This window comes from Bacteroides sp. D1, from assembly GCF_000157095.2.
Classification (GTDB): Bacteria; Bacteroidota; Bacteroidia; order Bacteroidales; family Bacteroidaceae; genus Bacteroides; species Bacteroides xylanisolvens.
Genome location: NZ_JH114350.1, coordinates 1,050,379 through 1,070,867 on the forward strand (window position 1 = coordinate 1,050,379; position 20,489 = coordinate 1,070,867).

The following is a 20,489-nucleotide window of genomic DNA, read 5'->3' on the forward strand; positions in this document are numbered from 1 at the left end:
CAATCTCAGGGAGGAAACCTTTTGAGTGAAGATGGAGATCAGAGTACTCAGCAGGAATAGTGGCTTTCTCCTCTAAATAAAGAATAAAGCAAGTATCCTGAGAAACATGATTGACTAGGGTAAAGTAATCAAGGATTCCTGAAGGCAAGAACAAGCTTAAAGAAGCAACAGGATCAATCGTTTGGGAAGAGGATGTTTTCATGATGCAAAAATAAGAATTTTAACGCAATCCCCCAAGGTTTCAGACTGAGCCTTTTTATAGGCGTCCGACAGAATCTTTGTAGCTATTCGTACATCTGTCTCTTTTTCTTCAAAAGAATGAATGATACCACCACAATAACGGCATTTAATCTCTTTTTTGAGGTATTTACCCAATATCAAGTTAAATTTAGGGTTACATTTGTTTGCTTGAAATAGTTTATCTTGCCTATCGTGTTTGCCTGCATCTGTTGGACGAGCTGAAAAATAATTGACTTCTACCAATTCTTGATAGGACTTTAGAAAACTATTAAAGAAGCTGACTAAATCCAGCCAATAACACATTTTCCATTTTTTAGACTTCAGCCCGTAATAGAAATTAAAACCGTCTACATAGACTATTACTTTCTTTTTGTCTTCCATAGCGTTATATATAAAAAAAACCCATCTTTAATTGATGGGTCAGCCTTAGTATTTCTCAACTAAGAGGGGTAATTTGTACCACAAAGGTACAAATCTTTTTTAGAATAACAAATTGATAGGTTCTTTTTCTTCCTTTTTTATGATTTACTTTATTCTTTGGTTTCTCGAGTTACAAATACTGGCTCTACAAGTCGAGGCCTTTTCCTTGTATGATAAGAAGCGATAGTTCTTGGTTTTCTATCTTTCTTTGCCTGAATTTATGATATAAACGAATGATGATGGCATGTTTCGTTTTTATATTCAGACTTTTTCCCGGTTTATCTTCCCCTGATTAGCTTTTTCAGTGTCCCGTTGTATGTGTTTTCAAATTCCGTCGGATGATTGAGCGCCCAAAGAATGTAATCACCCGGTTCGTTCTTTTTGAGTAGGGTAGGGCGGTATTGGGAACTAAGGATTTTCCATAAAATCCCGCCGGGACCTCCCAGTTCTTTACGTCGGGCAAGGGCGGCAATCGCTTTCACTGTCTGTTCGTTCCGGATACCGATTGTTTGCATATTTAGTAGAAGTATAGCTTCCGATCCCCCTCCCGTTTGCATCCCTTCCGAAATCGTTTTCGGAGCTGTTTCTAAGACTGTTCCCGGGGCTGTTCCCGAAGTTGTTTCAGAAACCGTCTCCGCAGTAGATTCCGTTTTTTCTCTTCCAATCGATTTATCCAAAGACAAACCCTCTACAACGACAGGCGAAGCCTGAAAAACGCTGTTTGACGGAACGGGCGGCATTATCCTCTCATTCTCTTTTTCACATTTTCCTTGTCTCTCTGTCTCTTTGTCTTTTTTGATTTCAGATTTGATCTCATTTTCCATATCCATTTCCTGTTTACCTTTGATATCTGTATCCGTTTCCTCTTTTGTTTGTGGCATTGTTGTAGCAAAATCATGGGATTCTGTTACATTTTTAAAATCTTCCTTGATAAGCCAGAAATGTTCCAGAGGTAATTTGTATTTTCTCCGGCTGTCGGTGATGATTTTATGATATTGTTCCTGAATGGCCTGTGAGGTCAATACACCGTACTCCTTATATATAAGATTGTCGAACAGCCCCACCGCCAGGCAATCATCAATGATGGCCTGCATTTCCTCCTCCTCGCAACACGCTTCCTGGGCGATGTCGAAGAGCGTGTCTTTGTTCCACGAAATATAATAACCTTTCTCTTTATAAATGAGGCAAAGCAGTGAAGTGAGCGCAGCAATCCCTGCCGCATGGTGGCGACAGGAGATGCGGCGTACTTTTCTGTCCTGCAGAAAATTGACATCGAGGGGAAAATAATCTAATCCGGGTTTGGAAATGCGGGCCATGATGATAAATTACTGATTGTAAATAATTGATAATAAATAACTGATAATTATTGAATAAACTCCGCTTTTACATCGAAGCAGGGGCAGGATTTTATATACTCGTTCGGTGAGATAATACCGTCTCCATTAAGATCGGGACTGGTGTCCCGATGTCCTATCACCTGTTGCAGAGAAGGGAAGACAAGGCGCAAATCTTCTACCAGCCGGACAAGTGCTTCACGCTGCGCTTCCGTTCGTGTGTCGGCAGGCCGACCGTTCTTGTCCAGTCCGCCAATGTAGCAGATACCGATAGACCGATGATTCCATCCCGTGCAATGCGCTCCGTCGAGGGCAACATCCCTTCCCGGTTCAACCGTGCCGTCGAGACGAACGACGAAGTGATAACCGATAGAACGGAAGCCGCGTTGACGATGCCAGCGGTCGATGTCGGCAGCGGTAAAATCCTGTCCCGCACGAGTGGCGGAACAGTGGATGATGATGGTGTCTCTCATTGTGAAATCCTCCTTTCTTGTTTGCGTATAGTAGGGGAGGTGAATCCGAAGGCGGCAGCCTCCTCTGCAGACAGTTGACGGTAATATTGCTTTGTCACCGAGTGGTGCACCGGAGTGAAGGGAGCGTGAATCGGTGGTACAGCCGTATCCGTTATTGCCGATGAGTTTAAAAAGACAGGCAGTTTGGATAAAGCCGATGAATTGGCAAAGGGAACCTTCATGAAATCGTTTCCCCGATGTTGCCTTGCACGTAGGTTATGTAGCCATACACGATCCGGATGTTTCAGTTGCAGGATGAGCCAGTGTTGGTGTGACGGTTTCAGACGTTCCTCTCTGCCCATTTCTTTCATAGACGGGTAGGCACGTAAAATGATTCCTTTCGCATCCGTTACGGCGCAGGGAGTTTTGCGGGAACCTGTTCCGGTGGGGCGTAATCCTGTGCGGATGGCGTGCATCGTGTTGGTGTATGCATCGCACCATTCAAGGTTTGACACGTGGTTGTTCATTGTGTTTCCGTCAAGGTGGTTTATTTGCGGCAGATGTTTCGGGTTGGGAATAAATGCTTTTGCAATTAAACGGTGGACGTGGTAATCGGTACAAATTCCTTTATTTAGGAGTGATACTGTTTCATAACCGGTCCCGATAATTTTGGTGCAAAGAATTAACTTCGATTTGCCCTTGAAACTCAATACCCGCCCATGATCTGAAATCATATAGTCGGGGTTCTCTTCAATAAATCTCCAATTTTCCATACTTGATACTGATAAATGTTAATAAAATTATACTCTGTTAAAAAATAGTCGCTTCTCTGAATTTAGCAAGGAGAAACGGCGTTTCCTGCATCTGTTAAACGGCGCTTCCTAGTGTGGAAAAGCGGCGTTTCTTGTATGTGTTAAACGGCGTTTCTTGCTGTCTTCATCTTGCTCTGTACGAGGTTCGAGCCGTTCGGCACAGTGAATGAGAAATTCTAATTCTTCTCGGCAACCTTGAATCGCTTCTTGCAGGGAGTCTACATTATACTGTCTGCAAAGAGCTTCCCACTCTTTTCGTTCTTGCTGATTCATTCCTTTTTCTTGTAGGTTCATTCCACTTCGATATCCAGAAAATTTTCAGCATGAAAGGTGCGCCAGCCTTTGGCATCGATGTCGTAATAGACGACAAATGTGTTCTCCGGTTTTGGTGTGTACGGGCGGCGGAAACTATGTTCGTAGCCGATGAGTGTGCCGGTGGCACGACGGATGGTTCCATCCTGCTTGGTATATCGGAAACAGACGTTTCCGTGATGCATTTGTCGGATAAGCTTTCCTATCCGGTGAGCCGTGACGAGTGCATCGTGTCGGCTCATGCCATTACTTTGCCGGATGACAGCGGCCTGCTTCATAAGCCGTATCCGTTGAAGTGAATGATTCTTTTTGATTTCAGTCATTTTTTTTATTCGGTTTATTTTTGATTACGGTGGCAAAGGTAGAAGATGAGTTGCGTAAAGGTTGTCCAAGCTTGACGCATAAAAAAAGAATGGATACGAATGTGTCATGCTTGAATGAGTCGATGCATTAAAAGATTCGACCTTTTTTTTTTGATTATGGCAGTTGGGTAGAAAATGGGTACCTCCAAATCTATCCATATTTAAATTTATTCATGGAATAAGAACGAATGTGTCATGCTTGAACACAAATGTTAAAAGAAATATCGGACTTTTGTGGAATAATATAAAAATAAATTATGAAAAAGGAAAGCAAGAAATTTAAAGTAAAAAGTAGAGATAAACAGAGTAAAACAACCGGTGTCCGTCATAGTGACGACGATGTGAAGAAAGCGGTGGTGGATCGTATTTTTAAGATAGAACAGTTGAATAATATTCCGGAAAGATATGTGGCGAACCATTCGAATTGTTCGCGCTCTTCAATAGGACGTATGTGTAAATGTAAATTTGACGGTCAGAGTCCTATCCCCGATTGGACAACTATTCATAATTATTCTGCTTGTATCATTGGAAAGTCTGAATTTATTCCCGGATTTCCCGAAGTGTTGTGTCATGTTTTAAATCTAATTGTTGACGATTCGGCAGATATAGACTGCACGGTGGATAATGACTGCCATATAGACATTGAAATTCGATTTCATACCTCCAAAAAACTGGTTAAGGATCCTATGGAAAAGGAAGGAGATAGGGAGAAAGAGGAACAATAAAAAGTAGAATTAAAGACGAAAATAGAAGGAATGGACTAATGATTACCAAGTTCTTGATGAACTTGGTACATTACTAATCACGAACTTTCCATCAAGGTCAGTGGTAGTTCCGATAGATGTACCTTTAATTACAACAGATGCCCCTATGACAGGTTGATTGTCTTCCTCGGAGAAGACAACGCCTGTTACCTTTTTAGAGGTTTGGGCAATTGTCAGGCTAATGCTTGCTAATAAGCAAGTTAATAACAGCGTTAGTTTTCTTTTCATATAGTTTTTATATAGTAGAATAGTCTGTTTTGTTATTTAATTATTTGCAAAAGTAAGCACATTTTTAGAAAAACAAAGAAAAATATGAAAAAAAATGCGAAATTGAACTGTATAGACAAAATACTATTGATGAAAAAGAAATGCAGATGAAACGAGTGTGTAAAAGTGAATTTCTATGCCTTTGTGATGGTTGATAATTCAAAAGAAGTTTCTTTTTGATATTTAAATGTGATAAAATAGCCTGATAAGATGTTTAATAACACATGAAAAATCATTAATTAGCATCTATCGGTAGAAAAAGGATAGTTTTCGGGAAGATTATGAATTTCGTGACCGTTATCTTTTATATTGTCACTTGGAGTTCAGGATAAAAGCTATTTGGGAACTGGAAAGGTCATTATATAAAAGATATTTTCTACCTCTTCAGTAAACCGGTAAAAGACGAAAAAAGTAGATTAAAGGCAAAAAAAGAAGATTATTTTTATCTTATAGTTCCGCATTTGTTTGCTTGTATTCTCTTTAGGTATCTTCTTTTTTATGTTTATTAAAGACTTTATATTTAGATATTTGCGGAGGAATGGGCTATGAAACGTATAAGTTCATCAAGAACTTTGCGAATCACCTATGTCGGCATGAAGCCGCAGGATGTTCCTATTAAGCCGGGGACAATCAAGGTGATGATGAAATCCGACTCCGAAGTATTGCAGGAAGTGGTGGTGACCGGTATGCAAAAGATGGACAAACGCCTGTTTACGGGAGCCACCAAACAATTGGATGCCGATAATGTGAAACTGGACGGTCTGCCCGACATCAGTCGCGGCTTGGAAGGTCGTGCGGCAGGAGTTTCCGTTCAGAACGTTTCGGGTACTTTCGGTACCGCTCCTAAGATTCGTGTGCGCGGTGCTACTTCCATTTACGGAAGTTCCAAGCCCCTTTGGGTAGTAGACGGAGTGATTCTTGAAGATGCCATCGACGTAGGTCCCGACGATCTTTCCTCCGGTGATGCGGAGACATTAATCAGTTCCGCCATAGCCGGGCTGAATTCCGACGACATCGAGAGCTTTCAGATATTGAAAGACGGATCGGCGACTTCCATTTACGGTGCACGTGCGATGGCAGGCGTGATTGTGGTCACCACCAAAAAAGGCCGTGCCGGAGTCAGCAAAATCAGTTATACCGGTGAGTTTACCACCCGTGCCATACCCAGTTACAAAGAATTCAATATCATGAATTCGCAGGAACAGATGGGTATCTATAAAGAGATGGAGCAGAAAGGCTGGCTGAACAGTGCCGACCTTTTCCGTACCAAAGACACGGGAGTGTACGGTCGTATGTATCGTCTCATCGACGAGTATAATAACAGCAACGGCCAGCGCGGACTTCTCAACACCCCCGAATCCCGCAATGCTTATCTCCGTGAAGCGGAAATGCGTAACACCGACTGGTTCGACGTGCTTTTCACCAATGCCATTTCGCAGAATCATTCCGTCAGCGTCACCGCCGGAACGGAAAAATCATCCTTCTATGCCTCGTTGAGCGCTATGCTCGATCCGGGCTGGTACAAGCAGAGCAAAGTGAAGCGTTACACAGCCAATGTAAACACCACCTATAATCTTTATAAAAACCTGTCGATCAACCTGATTTCTAACGCTTCCTACCGTCAGCAAAACGCACCGGGAACGATGAGCTCTACCCTCGACATCGCTTCCGGAAAGATGTCACGCGGATTCGATATCAACCCTTATTCTTACGCGCTCAATACGAGCCGTACGCTCGACCCGTCTGCGGATTATATCAGCAACTACGCTCCATTCAACATTCTTCACGAACTGGATAATAACTACATCGAAATCAACATGGTAGATGTGAAATTTCAAGGCGAGCTGAAATGGAAAGTGATTCAAGGACTTGAATTAAGTGCCCTCGGAGCTGTGAGATACCAGACCTCGTCGCAGGAACACAACGTGCTCGACGATGCCAACCAAGCCGTTGCCTACCGTACCGGTATGGACGACGCCACCATCCGCGAACAAAACGGATTGCTTTATAAAGACCCCGACAATCCATACGCCCTGCCTATCACCCTGCTGCCCGAGGGGGGAATCTACCAGCGCCAGGACCGCCGTATGTTGGGGCTCGATTTCCGCGGAACCCTCTCATGGAATCACCTTTTTGCCGAAAAACACATCACTAACTTCTTTGCCGGTATGGAAGTGAACAGTCTTAAAAAGGCATATTCTTCCTTTCAGGGCTGGGGAATGCAATATTCGATGGGGGAAATTCCTTCCTACGTCTATCAGTTTTTCAAGAACGGAATAGAGTCCGGTTCGCGTTATTACAGTCTGGGGCACTCCGAAACCCGTAGCATTGCGAGCTTTCTCAACGCCACCTATTCTTATGACGGCCGTTACACGCTCAACGGAACTTTTCGTTATGAAGGAACCAACCGCATGGGGCGCAGCCGTTCGTCACGCTGGCTGCCCACGTGGAACTTGTCCGGTGCGTGGAACGTGCATGAGGAAGCTTTTTTTAAAGCGCTCCAACCCACTCTTTCCAACCTGACTCTGAAAGCTTCTTACTCTCTTACTGCCGATCGCGGTCCGGCGGAAGTAACCAATTCGCAAGCCATCATCCGCAGTTTCTCTCCCTATCGTCCTTTTACCGATATTCAGGAAACGGGACTTTACATCGAGGACATTGAGAACAGCGAACTCACCTACGAGAAAAAGCATGAACTGAACATCGGCATCGACCTCGGTTTGCTCGAAAACCGGATCAATTTCTCTGCCGACTGGTATCAGCGCAACAACTATGACCTGATCGGTGTAGTTCCCACGCAGGGAGTGGGCGGTTTCATCAACAAATATGCCAACGTAGCCACGATGAAATCCCACGGTGTGGAGTTCACCCTTTCCACCCGCAACATTCGCACGAAAGATTTTTCGTGGAATACGGACTTTATCTTCTCCTACGCCAAAAATGAAGTGACCCAACTGAAAGGACTCACCAGCATGATGGAACTGGTATCCGGCAACGGTTTCGCCCGTGAAGGCTATCCCGTGCGCGGACTGTTTTCCATCCCTTTTGCAGGGCTCGACGCGGACGGTATTCCACAGTATCTGATTGACGGAAAACTGACCACTACCGGTGTCAACTTTCAGGAACGGGAGAAACTTGATTATCTGAAATATGAAGGTCCTACCGACCCTACTGTCACAGGAAGTTTCGGTAACGTATTCACTTACAAAGGCTTCAAACTGAATGTCTTTATGACCTATTCTTTCGGCAACGTAGTTCGACTGGACCCTGTGTTCAACTATAAATACTCCGACCTCACCGCCATGCCGCGTGAGTTTAAGAATCGTTGGACGGTCTCCGGCGATGAGGCGAAAACCAATATACCAGTGATAATAAGCGACCCGCAATATCAGGCGAATACCTCGCTCTATCTTGCTTACAATGCTTACAACTACTCCACGGAGCGTATTGCCAAAGGCGATTTTATCCGTATGAAGGAAATATCACTGATGTATGAGTTCCCGAAAAGCTGGATTGCCCCTGCCAAAATTTCCAACTTGTCGCTTAAGTTGCAGGCCACTAACCTCTTCCTGATTTATGCCGACAAGAAACTGAACGGGCAGGATCCGGAATTTGTGAATACCGGCGGTGTAGCATCGCCCGTACCCCGCCAGTTCACCCTCACCCTGCGCCTGGGACTGTAAGTAAAGAATAGAGAATCAACCTAAAAACATACGAGAGATGAAGAAAAAGATAAACCATATACTCCCTGCACTGGTACTGACCGCAAGTTTAGGTCTGACCACCGTCTCCTGCAACGGCTTTCTGGACGAAATGCCGGACAACCGTACGGAGTTGAACACCGACCAGAAAATAGCCAAACTGCTTGTATCGGCGTATGCCGACGTGTCGCCCAACGAACTGTTCGAGCTTTACAGCGATAACTCTGATGATAGTGGCCCTACCTACGGTTACTACAAGCTTTCCGAACAAGAGTGCTACCACTGGCAAGACACCAAGGAAGAATATCAGGACACGCCCAATTCTCTTTGGGGAGGTTACTACAGCGCAATAGCCGCCGCCAATATGGCGCTCAATGCCATCGAAGAAAAAGGAAATCCGGCGTCACTCGACCCACAGAGAGGTGAAGCGCTCGTGTGCCGTGCCTACTGTCATTTCATGTTGGCGAATATCTTCTGCAACGCCTATGACACTCATGCCTCCCAATCTTTAGGAGTGCCTTATATGGAAGAGGTAGAAACCACCGTATCTCCCCGTTACGAGCGGGGCACGTTGGAAGAAGTGTACCGAAAAGTGGAGCGTGACCTCCTCGAAGGGATCGGCTTGATTTCGGACGACAGCTACTCCGTACCCAAATATCACTTCACCCGTAAAGCCGCTTATGCTTTTGCCGCCCGTTTCTACCTTTATTATATGAAGCCCGATTTCTCCAATTGCGACCGTGTGATTGATTTTGCCACCCGTGTATTGGGGACTAATCCTGCCGATCTGCTGCGCAACTGGGAAGCGTTGGGTAATCTTTCCGTGAACGGAAACGTGCAGGCAGATGCCTATATCGCCTCTTCCAATGAAGCCAACCTGTTGATAAGCAGTACCATTTCCAACTGGGGAGCAATCGGGAGTGACTATCTGATAGGTCCGCGTTACTTCCATAACCAGACGCTCGCCACCAGCGAAACCTGTCTGTCGTCAGGGTTGTGGGGCAGTTCGGATTATTTCTATCTGAAACCTTTCTCCACCAACGGGTTTGTTGCCAGTATCCTGCGTAAGAGCGGACTTTATGAGGGCACATACCTTTATTATATGCCTGTACTGTTTTCTACGGACGAAACCCTGCTCTGTCGTGCCGAAGCATACGCGCTGAAGAAAATGTATTCCCAGTCGGCAGCCGACATCACGAGTTGGCAACGTGCCTACACCCGCAACAAATCGGTGCTGACACCCGAACAGATCAACGCCTATTATAACAAGATGAGTTTTTACACCCCCTTCACGCAACAGACACCGAAAAAGCAACTGGCCCCCGACTTTACGATTGAGGAGGGAATGCAGGAAAATCTCATCCATTGCATCCTGCATATCCGTCGTATCACCACCCTGCACGAAGGGATGCGCTGGCCCGACATCAAGCGATATGGCATCCTGATTTATCGCCGTGATATGGCCAACCAGCGTGTCACCGACGAAATGCCTCCGAACGACTTGCGTTACGCAATCCAAATTCCGCGGAGTGTGATCGTGGCGGGAATACAACCCAACCCGAGAAGAAATTAACAAAGAAAAAAGTGGAAGTTATGAAAAAACAGCTCATTTATTTTTTGCTTGCCCTTACCGCAGTCTGCCTGGGGGCTTGCAACAATGGCGACGAAATAGACACCGCGCACAGCATTTTCTCCACCGAACCGATGGAGAGGAACGCTTTCGACGATTGGTTGCTCGACAACTACACATATCCCTACAACATCGATTTCATGTATCGCATGAAGGACATCGAAAGCGACCATAAATACAATCTTGTACCTGCCGATTATGATAAAGCGGTGGCACTGTCCAAAATCATCAAGCACGTCTGGATGGACGCTTATGTAGAACTGGCTGGAATCGATTTTCTCCGCGTATATGTGCCTAAAACCTTTCATCTCATCGGATCGCCTGCTTACGAAAGTAGCGGGAATATGGTACTCGGTACGGCAGAAGGCGGAAAGAAAATCACGCTTTACAACGTGAACGACCTCAACGTGAAGAAAATCAATATCGAAAAACTGAACAACTATTACTTTGAAACGATGCACCATGAGTTCGCTCATATCCTGCACCAGAAACGGAACTTCGACCCTTCTTTCAACCGGATCTCGGAGGGGAAATATGTGGGAGCCGACTGGTACTACTACATGACTGCAGAGGGAGCCATGCCCCGTACAAACGATATAGCGTGGCCCGACGGCTTCGTGACCGCCTATGCCATGAATCAGGCGAACGAGGATTTCGTGGAAAACATAGCCATGTACGTCACCCACACGCAGACCTACTGGGATAATATGTTGAGGGCTGCCGGAGAAACGGGTGCAGCCACTATCAATAAAAAGTTTGCTATTGTTTACAACTATATGCGGGATACTTGGGGAATCGACCTCAACGAACTGCGCAAAATCGTACTGCGTCGTCAGCAGGAAATTACCGAAATTGACTTGAGTACGATTCAATGAGTATGAATTTTAATTATACATTATCACTATGAAGAATATAACAATATACCTCTTGTTAGCTCTTGCCTGCCTGGGCTTGCAGTCATGTCTCTTTCAGGAGGAGAACTACTTTGACGATTCGTCTGCCAACCGTGCCACAGCCGATGTGAACCGGTGCAGCGAACTTTTGAAAGCGGCTCCGAATGGCTGGGTGATGGAATATTACATCGGCAAGGATTATTCGCTTGGAGGCATCACCCTGCTTTGCAGGTTTGATGGTCAGCGGGTGACAATGGCTTCGCAGATGTCGGAAGCAGATGAGACGGTCAGTTCGCTCTATAGCGTTAAGTCGGAACAGGCGACGATGTTGTCATTCGATACCTATAATTATCTGGTGCATTATTTCGGGCAGCCGCAGGGAAGTATGTCTGACGACCCGAACGGGACGCTCGGAGGCGACTACGAATTTATTATTTCGAGTGCTTCTGCCGAGCGTATCGAACTGAAAGGCAAAAAATACGGCAACCGGATTGTGATGAAGGCACTTACCGAAGACCAGACGTGGAAGCAATATCTCACCAAAATTAAGAAGGTGGAGGACGATGCTTTCTTTTATGAATATGATTTACTGATGGACGGACTCTACACAGGACAAATGATTCGCAGCAACTATACGTTTATCGTGACTTATTACGACGAAATAGGAAAAGTGCATCAGAAAACCGTGCCTTTTATGTTTACCGCCGACGGACTACGTTTCCATGAACCGGTAACGATAGACGGGCAGACGATGCAGAATTTTGTCTGGAAGAACGAGCTTATCAGCTTTGTCTGTACCGACGAAGGGGCTACGGGAGTCAAACTGGCGGGTGTCTACACTGCCGGGTATCAAAGCTATGATTATTATCCGGGCACTTATCAGATGGATTTTTACCGCCTGAACGATGAAACGGGACAACTGGAAGTGGCCTCGCAGGAAGTCCGGCTATTGAAGAACGAAGACGGGAAGAGTTACTGGCTCAAAGGGTTGGAATATGATATTCTGGTGATGTATGACAAGCCGCGTGGCGGACTTTCCGTCTCTCCGCAACTTCTCGAAAAGGTACAGGGCGGATATGTTTATCTGGCTATGTGGGACGTAATGAACGATTATGTGCTCCGCAATAAGTCTATCGGACTGATTAGCTATGCTACCACTAACGGCATTTACCTGGTGGACAATGGAGTCTGGATGGGGGAAGTTTCCGGATTCATCTTCGGAGTGTACAACTCGCAGGAGGAGGACGCAGCTTTCATCGGATACACGGATGCAGTTGCGTCAATCAGATTGGTAAAAAAAACAATAGAAGAATAGTATGATGAACAAGTTATTTATGATAGTAGTATCCGTATGCTGCCTGCTGATGACAGCGTGCGGCACGGAAAACGATGAAACGCCGCAGGGCTTCCGCATTGTGGACACGGATGTCGATCTGGTTGCCGGCGGTGGAACGGTGGAAGTGGCTTTGCAGGCTGCCGGAGAACTGACGGCTGTTTCCGGTGCGGACTGGTGCAGGGTGATCGAAGTGACAAACGAGAAAATCACATTACTCGCCAGGGCTAATTATGAATATGTGTCACGTGCCACGCAAGTGACCGTAAGCGATGGTAGCAACGAACAGAAGATTGTGGTGACACAGGCTGGTAATATTTTTGCGCCCGATACCGACCAACAGGTGTTGCGGCTCGGAAATGCTCCTTCACAGATTGTGGTGCGGGTCAACAGTTCGTTTGATTTCAAGGTGAGTATACAGAAAGGAGTCGATTGGGTGGAAGTCCCTACAGCCTCGAAAGAGGAAGGCTTCCTGCTCGTACTGAAAGAGAACAAAACCGGAAATCCGCGTGTCTGCCAACTGATGGTCAGTACGAATGAGGGACGGAAGTTTTTCTATTATGTCTACCAGTATGAAGCGAGTGACTTGCTCGGAGCATGGAGGGACAGCCAGATTTATGTGAAATGGGATACGAAAAAGATAGATAAGGCATATCGTCTCTCGGCTACGGAGGTGACGAAAGATGCGGAAGGTGATGGTTATACGATCAATATGTCGTTAGTCGGTACTCCGGTGGCACCGTATCTGAAAGATCCCTCGAAGGCCACGATTTCATTGCAGGCAACCTACGAGGATGGAGCTTTTGTGGTTCCTATCGGCGCAGCGCAGAAAGATTTTGTCCTGACGCAGGAGGTGGATGGAACGGCCAATAATGCAATGAACCGGACAGCTGATGACACAGCACTGGAAGAGGATGTCGTTTTACAAACATTATACGGCTTTTCCGTAGCAGCTTCCTCCAACATTTATGCGAAAGGTAATTTCGGATTTGCTCCTGTGCTTTATCAGGATGGTTCTATCGGGATGAGTTATCAGGATGTAGCCGGTGCGCCGGAGAGCGGGTGTTATCTTGCGATAGCATTGTTCGACGGACAGCAGTTTTCTACGGCAGCATTGAAAGACTATATTCTTTTCCCTGACATTGCGCTCTTTAAATAGTTGGAAACTTGCAACTTATGAATCAACCGGATATAACGTTTCCGGAATAGATGTATGAAGAAAAGAACTACCGTTGTGAAACGGAATGAGAGGTTAATAACTCTCTCTTAATTTTAACTTTACATATATGACAGGCGGGGAGGACTACCCGTGTGGAAAACGGGAGTTTTTTTCCCGGGATTACCCCGCCTTTTTTATTGCCTCCAGGGGGACTACGGAAGTTCTTTTTAATGTTGTAACGATATAAAATAACTCTTATATGGATAAAAAATTAATGAATTTATTAGGTGTCTGGCTGTTCGCTGTTGCGTCTGTATGTGCGTTGACCGCTTGCAGCGACAATGACACAGAAAATCCGGAGGGCGAAAAAACCGGCGGAGAAAATGGAAAACCGACTCCTGAAACCGTAGAGTTTATCAACTCCAACCTGGTGTACTGGGGAGATGAAGACGGAGTGGGGACGGATCACTTTGTACTCACTCTTTATACGGATATGGAAGTGGATGCTGCCGGTAATCCGATAGGGCCGGGCAAGATAATGGCGTTCAGCCTGAACGTTCCTCCGTTTGCTTCCGGAACCACGGAGTTTCCGCTTCCCGAAGGAACCTTTGATGCGGCACTGAACGGATACACGTTTAATGAATGGACATTCAACCTTGGCTACATGAACCAAATGGATCTGCCAACCGGGAAAGTGGAGGTGCCTGCCGGTTCTTTCTACGGTGATGTGAAAGCACACTCCACCAGTGTCGATGCCGACTTGCTTTCCGGAGGTAAAATGACCGTGAAACGGAGTGCCGACGGCGAATATACAATCAGTGGCGTTTTGGTAGGTGACTTGTCGCTCAAACGTTATTTCACTTATACGGGAAAATTGACTACTATCGACCGTCATGGAAGTACGGAAGAAATTCCGAACTCTACGCTGAACGCCGATCTCACTCTGAACGAATGGGCGCAGGCCCGTCTGCAAGATAAGGCCGATTTTTATTATTTGCAAGACGAATCGTGCCGGGTACTCGAACTCTACTTGGCAGAAGAGGGGGTAGGACTTGCCGAAACATGGCCGACGGGCAACGGAAGAGTGCTGAAGGTGGAATTTTTTGTAGAATGGGCTACGGATGTGACACAAGGTATTCCGGCTGGTACGTATAAAGTAGTGGCACGTGACGAAGAATCGAAGGGGATTCCGCGAGAATTCCTGAAACCGGGAGGCATTGCTTCGGGTTATCCCAATGTATTTACGTATCCGGCAGGAACCTGGTACGAGAAAATATCCAACGGAACCATGAAGGAATATGCACGTATAGACGCCGGAACGATGACCGTGGTGCGTGACGGTGACAAACATACGCTGACCATAGACTTTATCGATTGTGATAAAGCACACCCGCATCATGTGCGTAGCACCTTTTCGCAGGATACTCCCATCAATGTGTTCGGCTATCATCCGTAAATCAGAACGGAGCGCCTCATTTGGGTGATGGCGTTATCTGTCCGATAGCATTGTTTTTTCAATTATACGATTTTATAATTAACCCCAAAAACGAAAGATATGAAAATTAGATTTATTTCCTTTTTCTTATTCATGTTGGCCATGAGTTGTTTTATGGCATGTAGTAGCGATGATCCGGCACCCGATCCTGAACCGGAGCCTGAACCGGAACCGGTGGAAACGGTTAATACGTATACGTACAAAGATAAGACGGTACAAGCGAAATCGGTATCTTGCTTTGAACAGGAAGGTATTGTATACGTATGTATGAGTCCGTTGCAAAGTTTGGAAACGATGGAAGACTTTATGAACAGCGGTAAGGAATATATAATGTTGGGAGTGGATAAAAAACTGGTAGGCACTCCGGTCACGGTAGGTAATTCTGATAACGACAATTATGCGTTTTACTACATGGATGCCGACGGAGAGGCGATTGTCGCCGTTAGCCCTGATGGATGGGAAGACGTGTTGACGCAGGGAAAGATCACCGTGACAATGGTACCGGGAGAAAATGAAACATCGGCCGTGAAAGCTGTTTTCGACTTTACACTGAAAAGTGGCGGCAAATTTACGGGTGAGGCGGATTGCGTTTACAAAGCTCCGGAAAAGCTTCCGAGTGAATATTCTTTTGGGGACGAGGTGCGCCCGTTGAAGTCGGTTGTCGCTACCACGCTGGGAGGTTTCCAGTATGTTTATTTAAGCCCGGAGACCGGGTTGACTACGGTAGAGGATATATCTGATGCCGAATATCTGATGCTGGCCATTACTCCCGAAATGATCGGACAAGAAATTGATATAACCTCTAGTGGAGACGCGGAGTATGCTTTCTATAATATGACAAACTTGGGAGCCGATGATATTGATGCAGTAGATCCTTACGGATGGTCTGAACTATGTTCGGCTGGTAAGCTCAAAGTAGAAAAGACAGATGAAAGCGTGAAAATAACCTTCAGCTTTACGTTGCTTTCGGGTGACAAGTTCAAAGGCTCTTATGAAGGTAGTTACACTGATATAAAGCAAAGTACTACCAATATTTTGACTTTGAATGGAGAAAGTACGCGTGACATCAAGGCTACCTTTTATGAAAAGACCAATGAAGGAGTTGCCTTGTATCTCACTCCGTCAGGGATTTCATCTGCTGCAGATCTGAATAATGTAAATACATATTACGTACGTCTTTTTGTTCCGAATACAGGCCTGGACGGACAGGAAGTAGATATAACAACTACGAATCTGGCTTTTGAGTTTACTTATTATAATCCGTATGATGAAGAAAGAATCGAAGTTTCTAAAGGATATCTGGAAGACGCGGCAGGTACATTCAGCGTGTCGAAATCGGCGGATAATGAATACTCGTTGACGCTCGACCTCAAATATTTGGGAGATAATAGTCTTAAAATATCGGGCAACTACAACGGTACTTTCAAAGTATATGATACGACGATCCCGAATCAATATCAGTTGGGGGCGGGCGGCACTCCGGTGACTATCCAGTCGGTAGTGGTAGATAAGACGGATGTGGATATTTGCGTTATTTATATTTCCCGGCAGGCAGGTATCACTACCGTAGCCGGAATGTCGGCAGCGGATGCGGTGGTACGTGTGCCGAAGAGCATGATGGAGGGAGCTGTTCACGGATTTTCCGGTAGCGCGGAAAATGCGAAGATATCGATCGCCTACGAAGGAGTCACTTATAATCAGGCTAATACGACGAACGGTCATTTGGCTGCAGGCGGCAATGCTTCTGTGGCTCTTCAAGGGAGTGAAATTGAAATGACATTCAATATTTTCTCTATTGTACAGTACGATAATAGCAGCTTGTCCGGTTACTATAAGGGGGCGACGACCGTAATAGAATAATGATTAAATGAAGTATATTCATGAAGAAAATTTTACTGAAATATTTGAACCTGTTTGCTTTGTCGGGGCTACTGTTGGCTTTCGTCGGATGCAGCGACGATAATGATTCGGTAACTCCCGGACCGGGCGTGGAGGAAGTGCCTTCCATCGGTACTTATTCTTTTCGGGGAGTGGCGAATAATATTGTGTCCGGTGTGGCTTCTGTGGATGGGGACTATTTAACTTGTGTTCTTTCGCCGGAAAAGATGGAGGAAGGAAAGGCTGATACTTATTTTGTTTTTTCTCTTCATTTGTATTGGGAAGGGCAGGTGGTGGATGCTTCTTCGCTCTATCACAACGACCAGTATGTTTTTATCTACGAAGATCCAATTTATTATTACTCGCAGTATAAAAAGGTCACAGGGACGTTTTATGTGCAGCGTAACAGCGAAACGAATGTAACTGTCAAACTGAATCTGCGGCTTCATGACGGTGTCCGTTTTAAAGCGGAGGTCACTGCCGATTTAATGAAACCGTCGGGAGAAGAACCCTCGGAATAAGGCGGCTTCGGGCGATATTCTTGCCCGGTTATGAATTTATCTTTTAGACGCGGATAACGGACGCGGATTTTTAAATAGCTGTGCAGCTTTAAAAATCCGCGTCATCCGTGTCTAAAAAATGACTTGTAGGCTGAAGGGAAATCCTGCTCGGACACTACGATGTCAAATATCCATTTAAATCACTCTATTTTCATTCCTTTCCGTGCCGTATTTGTTTTTTAGGGTTCTCCCAAAAACTTGAAGAATAGTCCAACTTGAGCCGGAGTAAGTAAGATTGCCTTTTCGCTGTAGCCGGTTTGGGCGAGTGCGGCTTGTAATGCCGTATTTTGGGCAATCCAACTGCGGAGGGTGCGGCGTGCCGAGGCAGGCTGTATGTGAGGCAGATAAAGTGTGGCCAGCTGACTTTTGCTGTAAGTCTGTATGCGGGTAGAGTTTGCCGTCTCCGGCATTTCTTTTGGGCTGACGGAGCTTGCTGTTGTTTCTGTTTTCATTGTCGGTACTTTCTATTATTAGTAGGTGTTCATAATTAGTTTATATCATAATTTAGGCACGGATTACTCCTAAAAAAATAGCCATTAATCAGTGACAGGAACTTATCTGTTTCTTTTAAGTTTATCCTGTGTGAATGCGAAGATACGCTTTTTTATGCCAAGTGGTTCTGCTTTGTACAGAAGCCTCTGTTGGCATAGCTTGTGTAGAAATTGTGCCTTTGAGTTGTCTCTTGTGACGAGTTGTCACATTGTGTTCCTCTGCTTTTTTCCTTTCCTATACTTTTGCCTTCGTAATCGGTTACAGATAGAATTTATTCATTAATCATTAAAAAGAAGAAAGGAAAAAAGTATGCCATTAATTTACAAACCGTATCAGGCAACGCTTGCCAACAAGGAAGGACAGAAACTTTATTATCCCCGTCTGGTGAAATTCGGGAAAATGGTCAATACGCAGAAAATGGCGGAATTGATTGCAGAAAAAGCCTCGCTGACAGCGGGTGATGTTCATAACGTTATTCGTAACCTGATGTCGGTGATGCGTGAACAGTTGCTCAATAGCCGCACGGTGCGCCTCGAAGGCTTGGGGACGTTTACTATGATTGCCAAGGCAAACGGGAAAGGGGTAGAGTTGGAAAATAAGGTCAGCAGTTCGCAGATCACTTCATTGCGTTACCAGTTTACGCCCGAATACACTCGTGCCGCCAACGGAAGTGCTACCCGTGCGTTGACCACCGGAGTGGAGTTTGTGCACATCAAGGATGTAGCGGGTTCGTTTGTGGCCGACGATGCCATTGACAAAGACCCGGATGACGATAATAAACCTGGCGGTGGAAGCGGAGAAGCGCCGGACCCGGCAGCTTAACCGGTAACTTGACTGTCAGCCGGACACGACCGACGGTTGACGGTCAAATCCCAACGGATATATAAACGAATCCCAACGGACATAAAACGGATTATTAACTTTTAAAAAGAAAACGGATGAGACTATTATTGGAGAAGTTGCTGGATATTCTTGAAGCAGTTCTGCGTTTCCGCCACCGGAGAAACGGCAAGGCAGAAAAGGATTAGCTAGCTGGAAAAGGCTTGGCATACCTGAAAAAAAAGGTATGAAACGGAATGACGTAAAAACATAGAACGTGCCGTCTGCACGTAGTTCGCGGAACAAGTAAAAATAAACGTGTAGCAACTCATAGAGTAAACATAAGTAAGGAGCAAGTAAAGAAGCTGTCTCGAATGGACGAGGCAGCTTTTCTTTTTTCGTATTCCGAAAATACTTTTTCGGAAACATGGCGGAAATGAGAATTTTGATGATAATTTTTTTAAGACAGAAATATTTCTGAATGAGGCAGCTTTTTTTGTATCCATTTATTTTCTTCTATTCTTGACCGTATTCAACAAAAAAACTCTATCTTTGTTTTATAATTGAGACACAGCATATAATGGGAAGATTTATCAATCCCTTTACCGATTTTGGCTTTAAGTTTTTATTCGGCAGAGAGGTAGAAAAGGAGTTGTTAATCGACTTCTTGAACGATTTGCTCGTAGGCGAGCACGTAATCACCGACATCAGGTTCCTTAACAACGAACAGCCGCCGGAAGTAAAAACAGAACGAGGTCTTATCTACGACATCTATTGCGTAACCGATACCGGTGAACGTATTATCGTAGAAATGCAGAACCGGGAACAGCCTTATTTTAAAGATCGTGCCCTCTTCTATCTTTCTAGGGCCATTACGCAGCAAGCGAAAAGGGGAGTTTGGAACTTCCAGTTGGATGCCGTGTACGGAGTGTTCTTCATGAATTTCGTGATGGATAAGGATATGCCCTCTAAAATCAGAACGGATATCGTTCTTTCTGACAGGGATACAGGTAAGCTTTTCAATAGTAAGTTCCGGCAGATTTTTATCGAACTACCGAACTTCAACAAAGAAGAGGATGAATGTGAAAATGATTTTGAACGCTGGATTTATATACTAAAGCATATGGATACACTTGACCGGATGCCTTTCAAGGCTCGCAAGGCCGTCTTCGAGCGACTTGAAAAGTTGGCTTCCAAAGCAAATATGACCCAGGAGGAAAGAGCCCAGTATGAAGAAGAATGGAAAGTTTATAACGATTATTTTAATACGTTGGACTTTGCTGAACAGAAGGGCTTACAGAAAGGCTTACAAAAAGGATTACAGAAAGGTTTGCAAAAAGGTAAAGAAGAAACAGCTCGTAATTTGAAAGAATTAGGTGTGGCTGACGATATTATTATGAAATCTACCGGGCTTTCGAAAGAAGAAATAGAAAAATTATAATTTCTTTCATTCCATTGGGAAGAAAGGCTTGTCGAAAGTGAAAAAATAGTCTATAACTTATGAAGCAAAAGATAGTTGTGGAGACTTTTAACACATCCTTTTTTCGTTAAGAGTAAAGTATCTAA

At 45.0% G+C, this 20,489-nt stretch carries 18 protein-coding genes and 2 pseudogenes; 11 read left to right on the forward strand and 9 right to left on the reverse strand.

Features of this window, described 5'->3' with window-relative positions:
- The 7 genes and pseudogenes from BSAG_RS25840 to BSAG_RS00840 all read right to left on the reverse strand — a co-directional run.
- Nucleotides 1-202 (reverse strand): annotated as a pseudogene (locus BSAG_RS25840) (transposase); the annotation flags it as partial.
- A 50-nt stretch (nucleotides 203-252) separates the two neighbouring features.
- Nucleotides 253-621 (reverse strand): annotated as a pseudogene (locus BSAG_RS00865) (NYN domain-containing protein); the annotation flags it as partial.
- Between the two features lie 317 nt (nucleotides 622-938).
- On the reverse strand, nucleotides 939-1,976 hold the full coding sequence (locus tag BSAG_RS00860; RefSeq protein WP_004314039.1) for a DUF4373 domain-containing protein: 1,038 nt from the start codon (nucleotides 1,974-1,976) through the stop codon (nucleotides 939-941).
- A 47-nt stretch (nucleotides 1,977-2,023) separates the two neighbouring features.
- On the reverse strand, nucleotides 2,024-2,467 hold the full coding sequence (locus tag BSAG_RS00855; RefSeq protein ID WP_004314038.1) for an N-acetylmuramoyl-L-alanine amidase: 444 nt from the start codon (nucleotides 2,465-2,467) through the stop codon (nucleotides 2,024-2,026).
- Complete coding sequence (locus tag BSAG_RS00850) at nucleotides 2,464-3,219, reverse strand: HNH endonuclease (RefSeq protein ID WP_004314037.1); 756 nt, start codon at nucleotides 3,217-3,219, stop codon at nucleotides 2,464-2,466. Before BSAG_RS00850 ends, BSAG_RS00855 begins: the two co-directional genes overlap by 4 nt.
- A 108-nt stretch (nucleotides 3,220-3,327) precedes the next feature.
- Nucleotides 3,328-3,552 (reverse strand): hypothetical protein, encoded by a 225-nt coding sequence (locus BSAG_RS00845; protein ID WP_008015864.1) that lies wholly within the window; start codon nucleotides 3,550-3,552, stop codon nucleotides 3,328-3,330.
- Nucleotides 3,549-3,893 (reverse strand): SH3 beta-barrel fold-containing protein, encoded by a 345-nt coding sequence (locus tag BSAG_RS00840; RefSeq protein ID WP_008770759.1) that lies wholly within the window; start codon nucleotides 3,891-3,893, stop codon nucleotides 3,549-3,551. Before BSAG_RS00840 ends, BSAG_RS00845 begins: the two co-directional genes overlap by 4 nt.
- Before the next feature lie 296 nt (nucleotides 3,894-4,189).
- Here BSAG_RS00840 and BSAG_RS00835 point away from each other — a divergent pair, with 296 nt between their 5' ends.
- The gene (locus BSAG_RS00835) at nucleotides 4,190-4,657 is read left to right on the forward strand and encodes a hypothetical protein (RefSeq protein ID WP_008770760.1); all 468 of its coding nucleotides are present in this window, start codon (nucleotides 4,190-4,192) and stop codon (nucleotides 4,655-4,657) included.
- A 42-nt stretch (nucleotides 4,658-4,699) separates the two neighbouring features.
- On the opposite strand, the gene BSAG_RS00830 is transcribed toward BSAG_RS00835, so the two are convergent.
- Nucleotides 4,700-4,924, reverse strand: a complete 225-nt coding sequence (locus BSAG_RS00830; RefSeq protein ID WP_004314034.1) for a carboxypeptidase-like regulatory domain-containing protein — start codon at nucleotides 4,922-4,924, stop codon at nucleotides 4,700-4,702.
- 584 nt (nucleotides 4,925-5,508) lie between these two features.
- On the opposite strand from BSAG_RS00830, the gene BSAG_RS00825 reads away from it, so the two are divergent.
- From BSAG_RS00825 to BSAG_RS00790, 8 genes are all read left to right on the forward strand, one after another.
- A complete protein-coding gene (locus tag BSAG_RS00825; RefSeq protein WP_004314033.1) occupies nucleotides 5,509-8,646 on the forward strand; it encodes a SusC/RagA family TonB-linked outer membrane protein in 3,138 nt (1,045 codons plus the stop codon).
- A 37-nt stretch (nucleotides 8,647-8,683) separates the two neighbouring features.
- The gene (locus BSAG_RS00820; RefSeq protein WP_004314032.1) at nucleotides 8,684-10,237 is read left to right on the forward strand and encodes a RagB/SusD family nutrient uptake outer membrane protein; all 1,554 of its coding nucleotides are present in this window, start codon (nucleotides 8,684-8,686) and stop codon (nucleotides 10,235-10,237) included.
- A gap of 20 nt (nucleotides 10,238-10,257) precedes the next feature.
- A complete protein-coding gene (locus tag BSAG_RS00815; RefSeq protein ID WP_008770762.1) occupies nucleotides 10,258-11,169 on the forward strand; it encodes a putative zinc-binding metallopeptidase in 912 nt (303 codons plus the stop codon).
- Between the two features lie 22 nt (nucleotides 11,170-11,191).
- Nucleotides 11,192-12,502 carry a DUF4302 domain-containing protein gene (locus BSAG_RS00810; RefSeq protein ID WP_165450623.1) on the forward strand — a complete coding sequence of 437 codons (1,311 nt, stop codon included), beginning with the start codon at nucleotides 11,192-11,194 and terminating at the stop codon, nucleotides 12,500-12,502.
- Between the two features lies 1 nt (nucleotide 12,503).
- Entirely contained in the window at nucleotides 12,504-13,679 is a 1,176-nt protein-coding gene (locus BSAG_RS00805; protein ID WP_004314029.1) for a BACON domain-containing protein, read from the forward strand.
- A 259-nt stretch (nucleotides 13,680-13,938) separates the two neighbouring features.
- On the forward strand, nucleotides 13,939-15,135 hold the full coding sequence (locus BSAG_RS00800; RefSeq protein WP_004314028.1) for a hypothetical protein: 1,197 nt from the start codon (nucleotides 13,939-13,941) through the stop codon (nucleotides 15,133-15,135).
- A 99-nt stretch (nucleotides 15,136-15,234) separates the two neighbouring features.
- Complete coding sequence (locus BSAG_RS00795) at nucleotides 15,235-17,034, forward strand: hypothetical protein (protein WP_008770764.1); 1,800 nt, start codon at nucleotides 15,235-15,237, stop codon at nucleotides 17,032-17,034.
- A gap of 20 nt (nucleotides 17,035-17,054) precedes the next feature.
- Entirely contained in the window at nucleotides 17,055-17,573 is a 519-nt protein-coding gene (locus BSAG_RS00790; RefSeq protein WP_004314026.1) for a hypothetical protein, read from the forward strand.
- A 218-nt stretch (nucleotides 17,574-17,791) separates the two neighbouring features.
- Here BSAG_RS00790 and BSAG_RS00785 read toward each other — a convergent pair whose 3' ends face one another.
- Entirely contained in the window at nucleotides 17,792-18,064 is a 273-nt protein-coding gene (locus tag BSAG_RS00785; RefSeq protein WP_004314025.1) for a DUF4248 domain-containing protein, read from the reverse strand.
- A 349-nt stretch (nucleotides 18,065-18,413) separates the two neighbouring features.
- On the opposite strand from BSAG_RS00785, the gene BSAG_RS00780 reads away from it, so the two are divergent.
- Complete coding sequence (locus tag BSAG_RS00780; protein WP_008770765.1) at nucleotides 18,414-18,926, forward strand: HU family DNA-binding protein; 513 nt, start codon at nucleotides 18,414-18,416, stop codon at nucleotides 18,924-18,926.
- 577 nt (nucleotides 18,927-19,503) lie between these two features.
- The gene (locus BSAG_RS00770; RefSeq protein ID WP_004313430.1) at nucleotides 19,504-20,364 is read left to right on the forward strand and encodes an Rpn family recombination-promoting nuclease/putative transposase; all 861 of its coding nucleotides are present in this window, start codon (nucleotides 19,504-19,506) and stop codon (nucleotides 20,362-20,364) included.
- Nucleotides 20,365-20,489 lie beyond the last annotated feature (125 nt).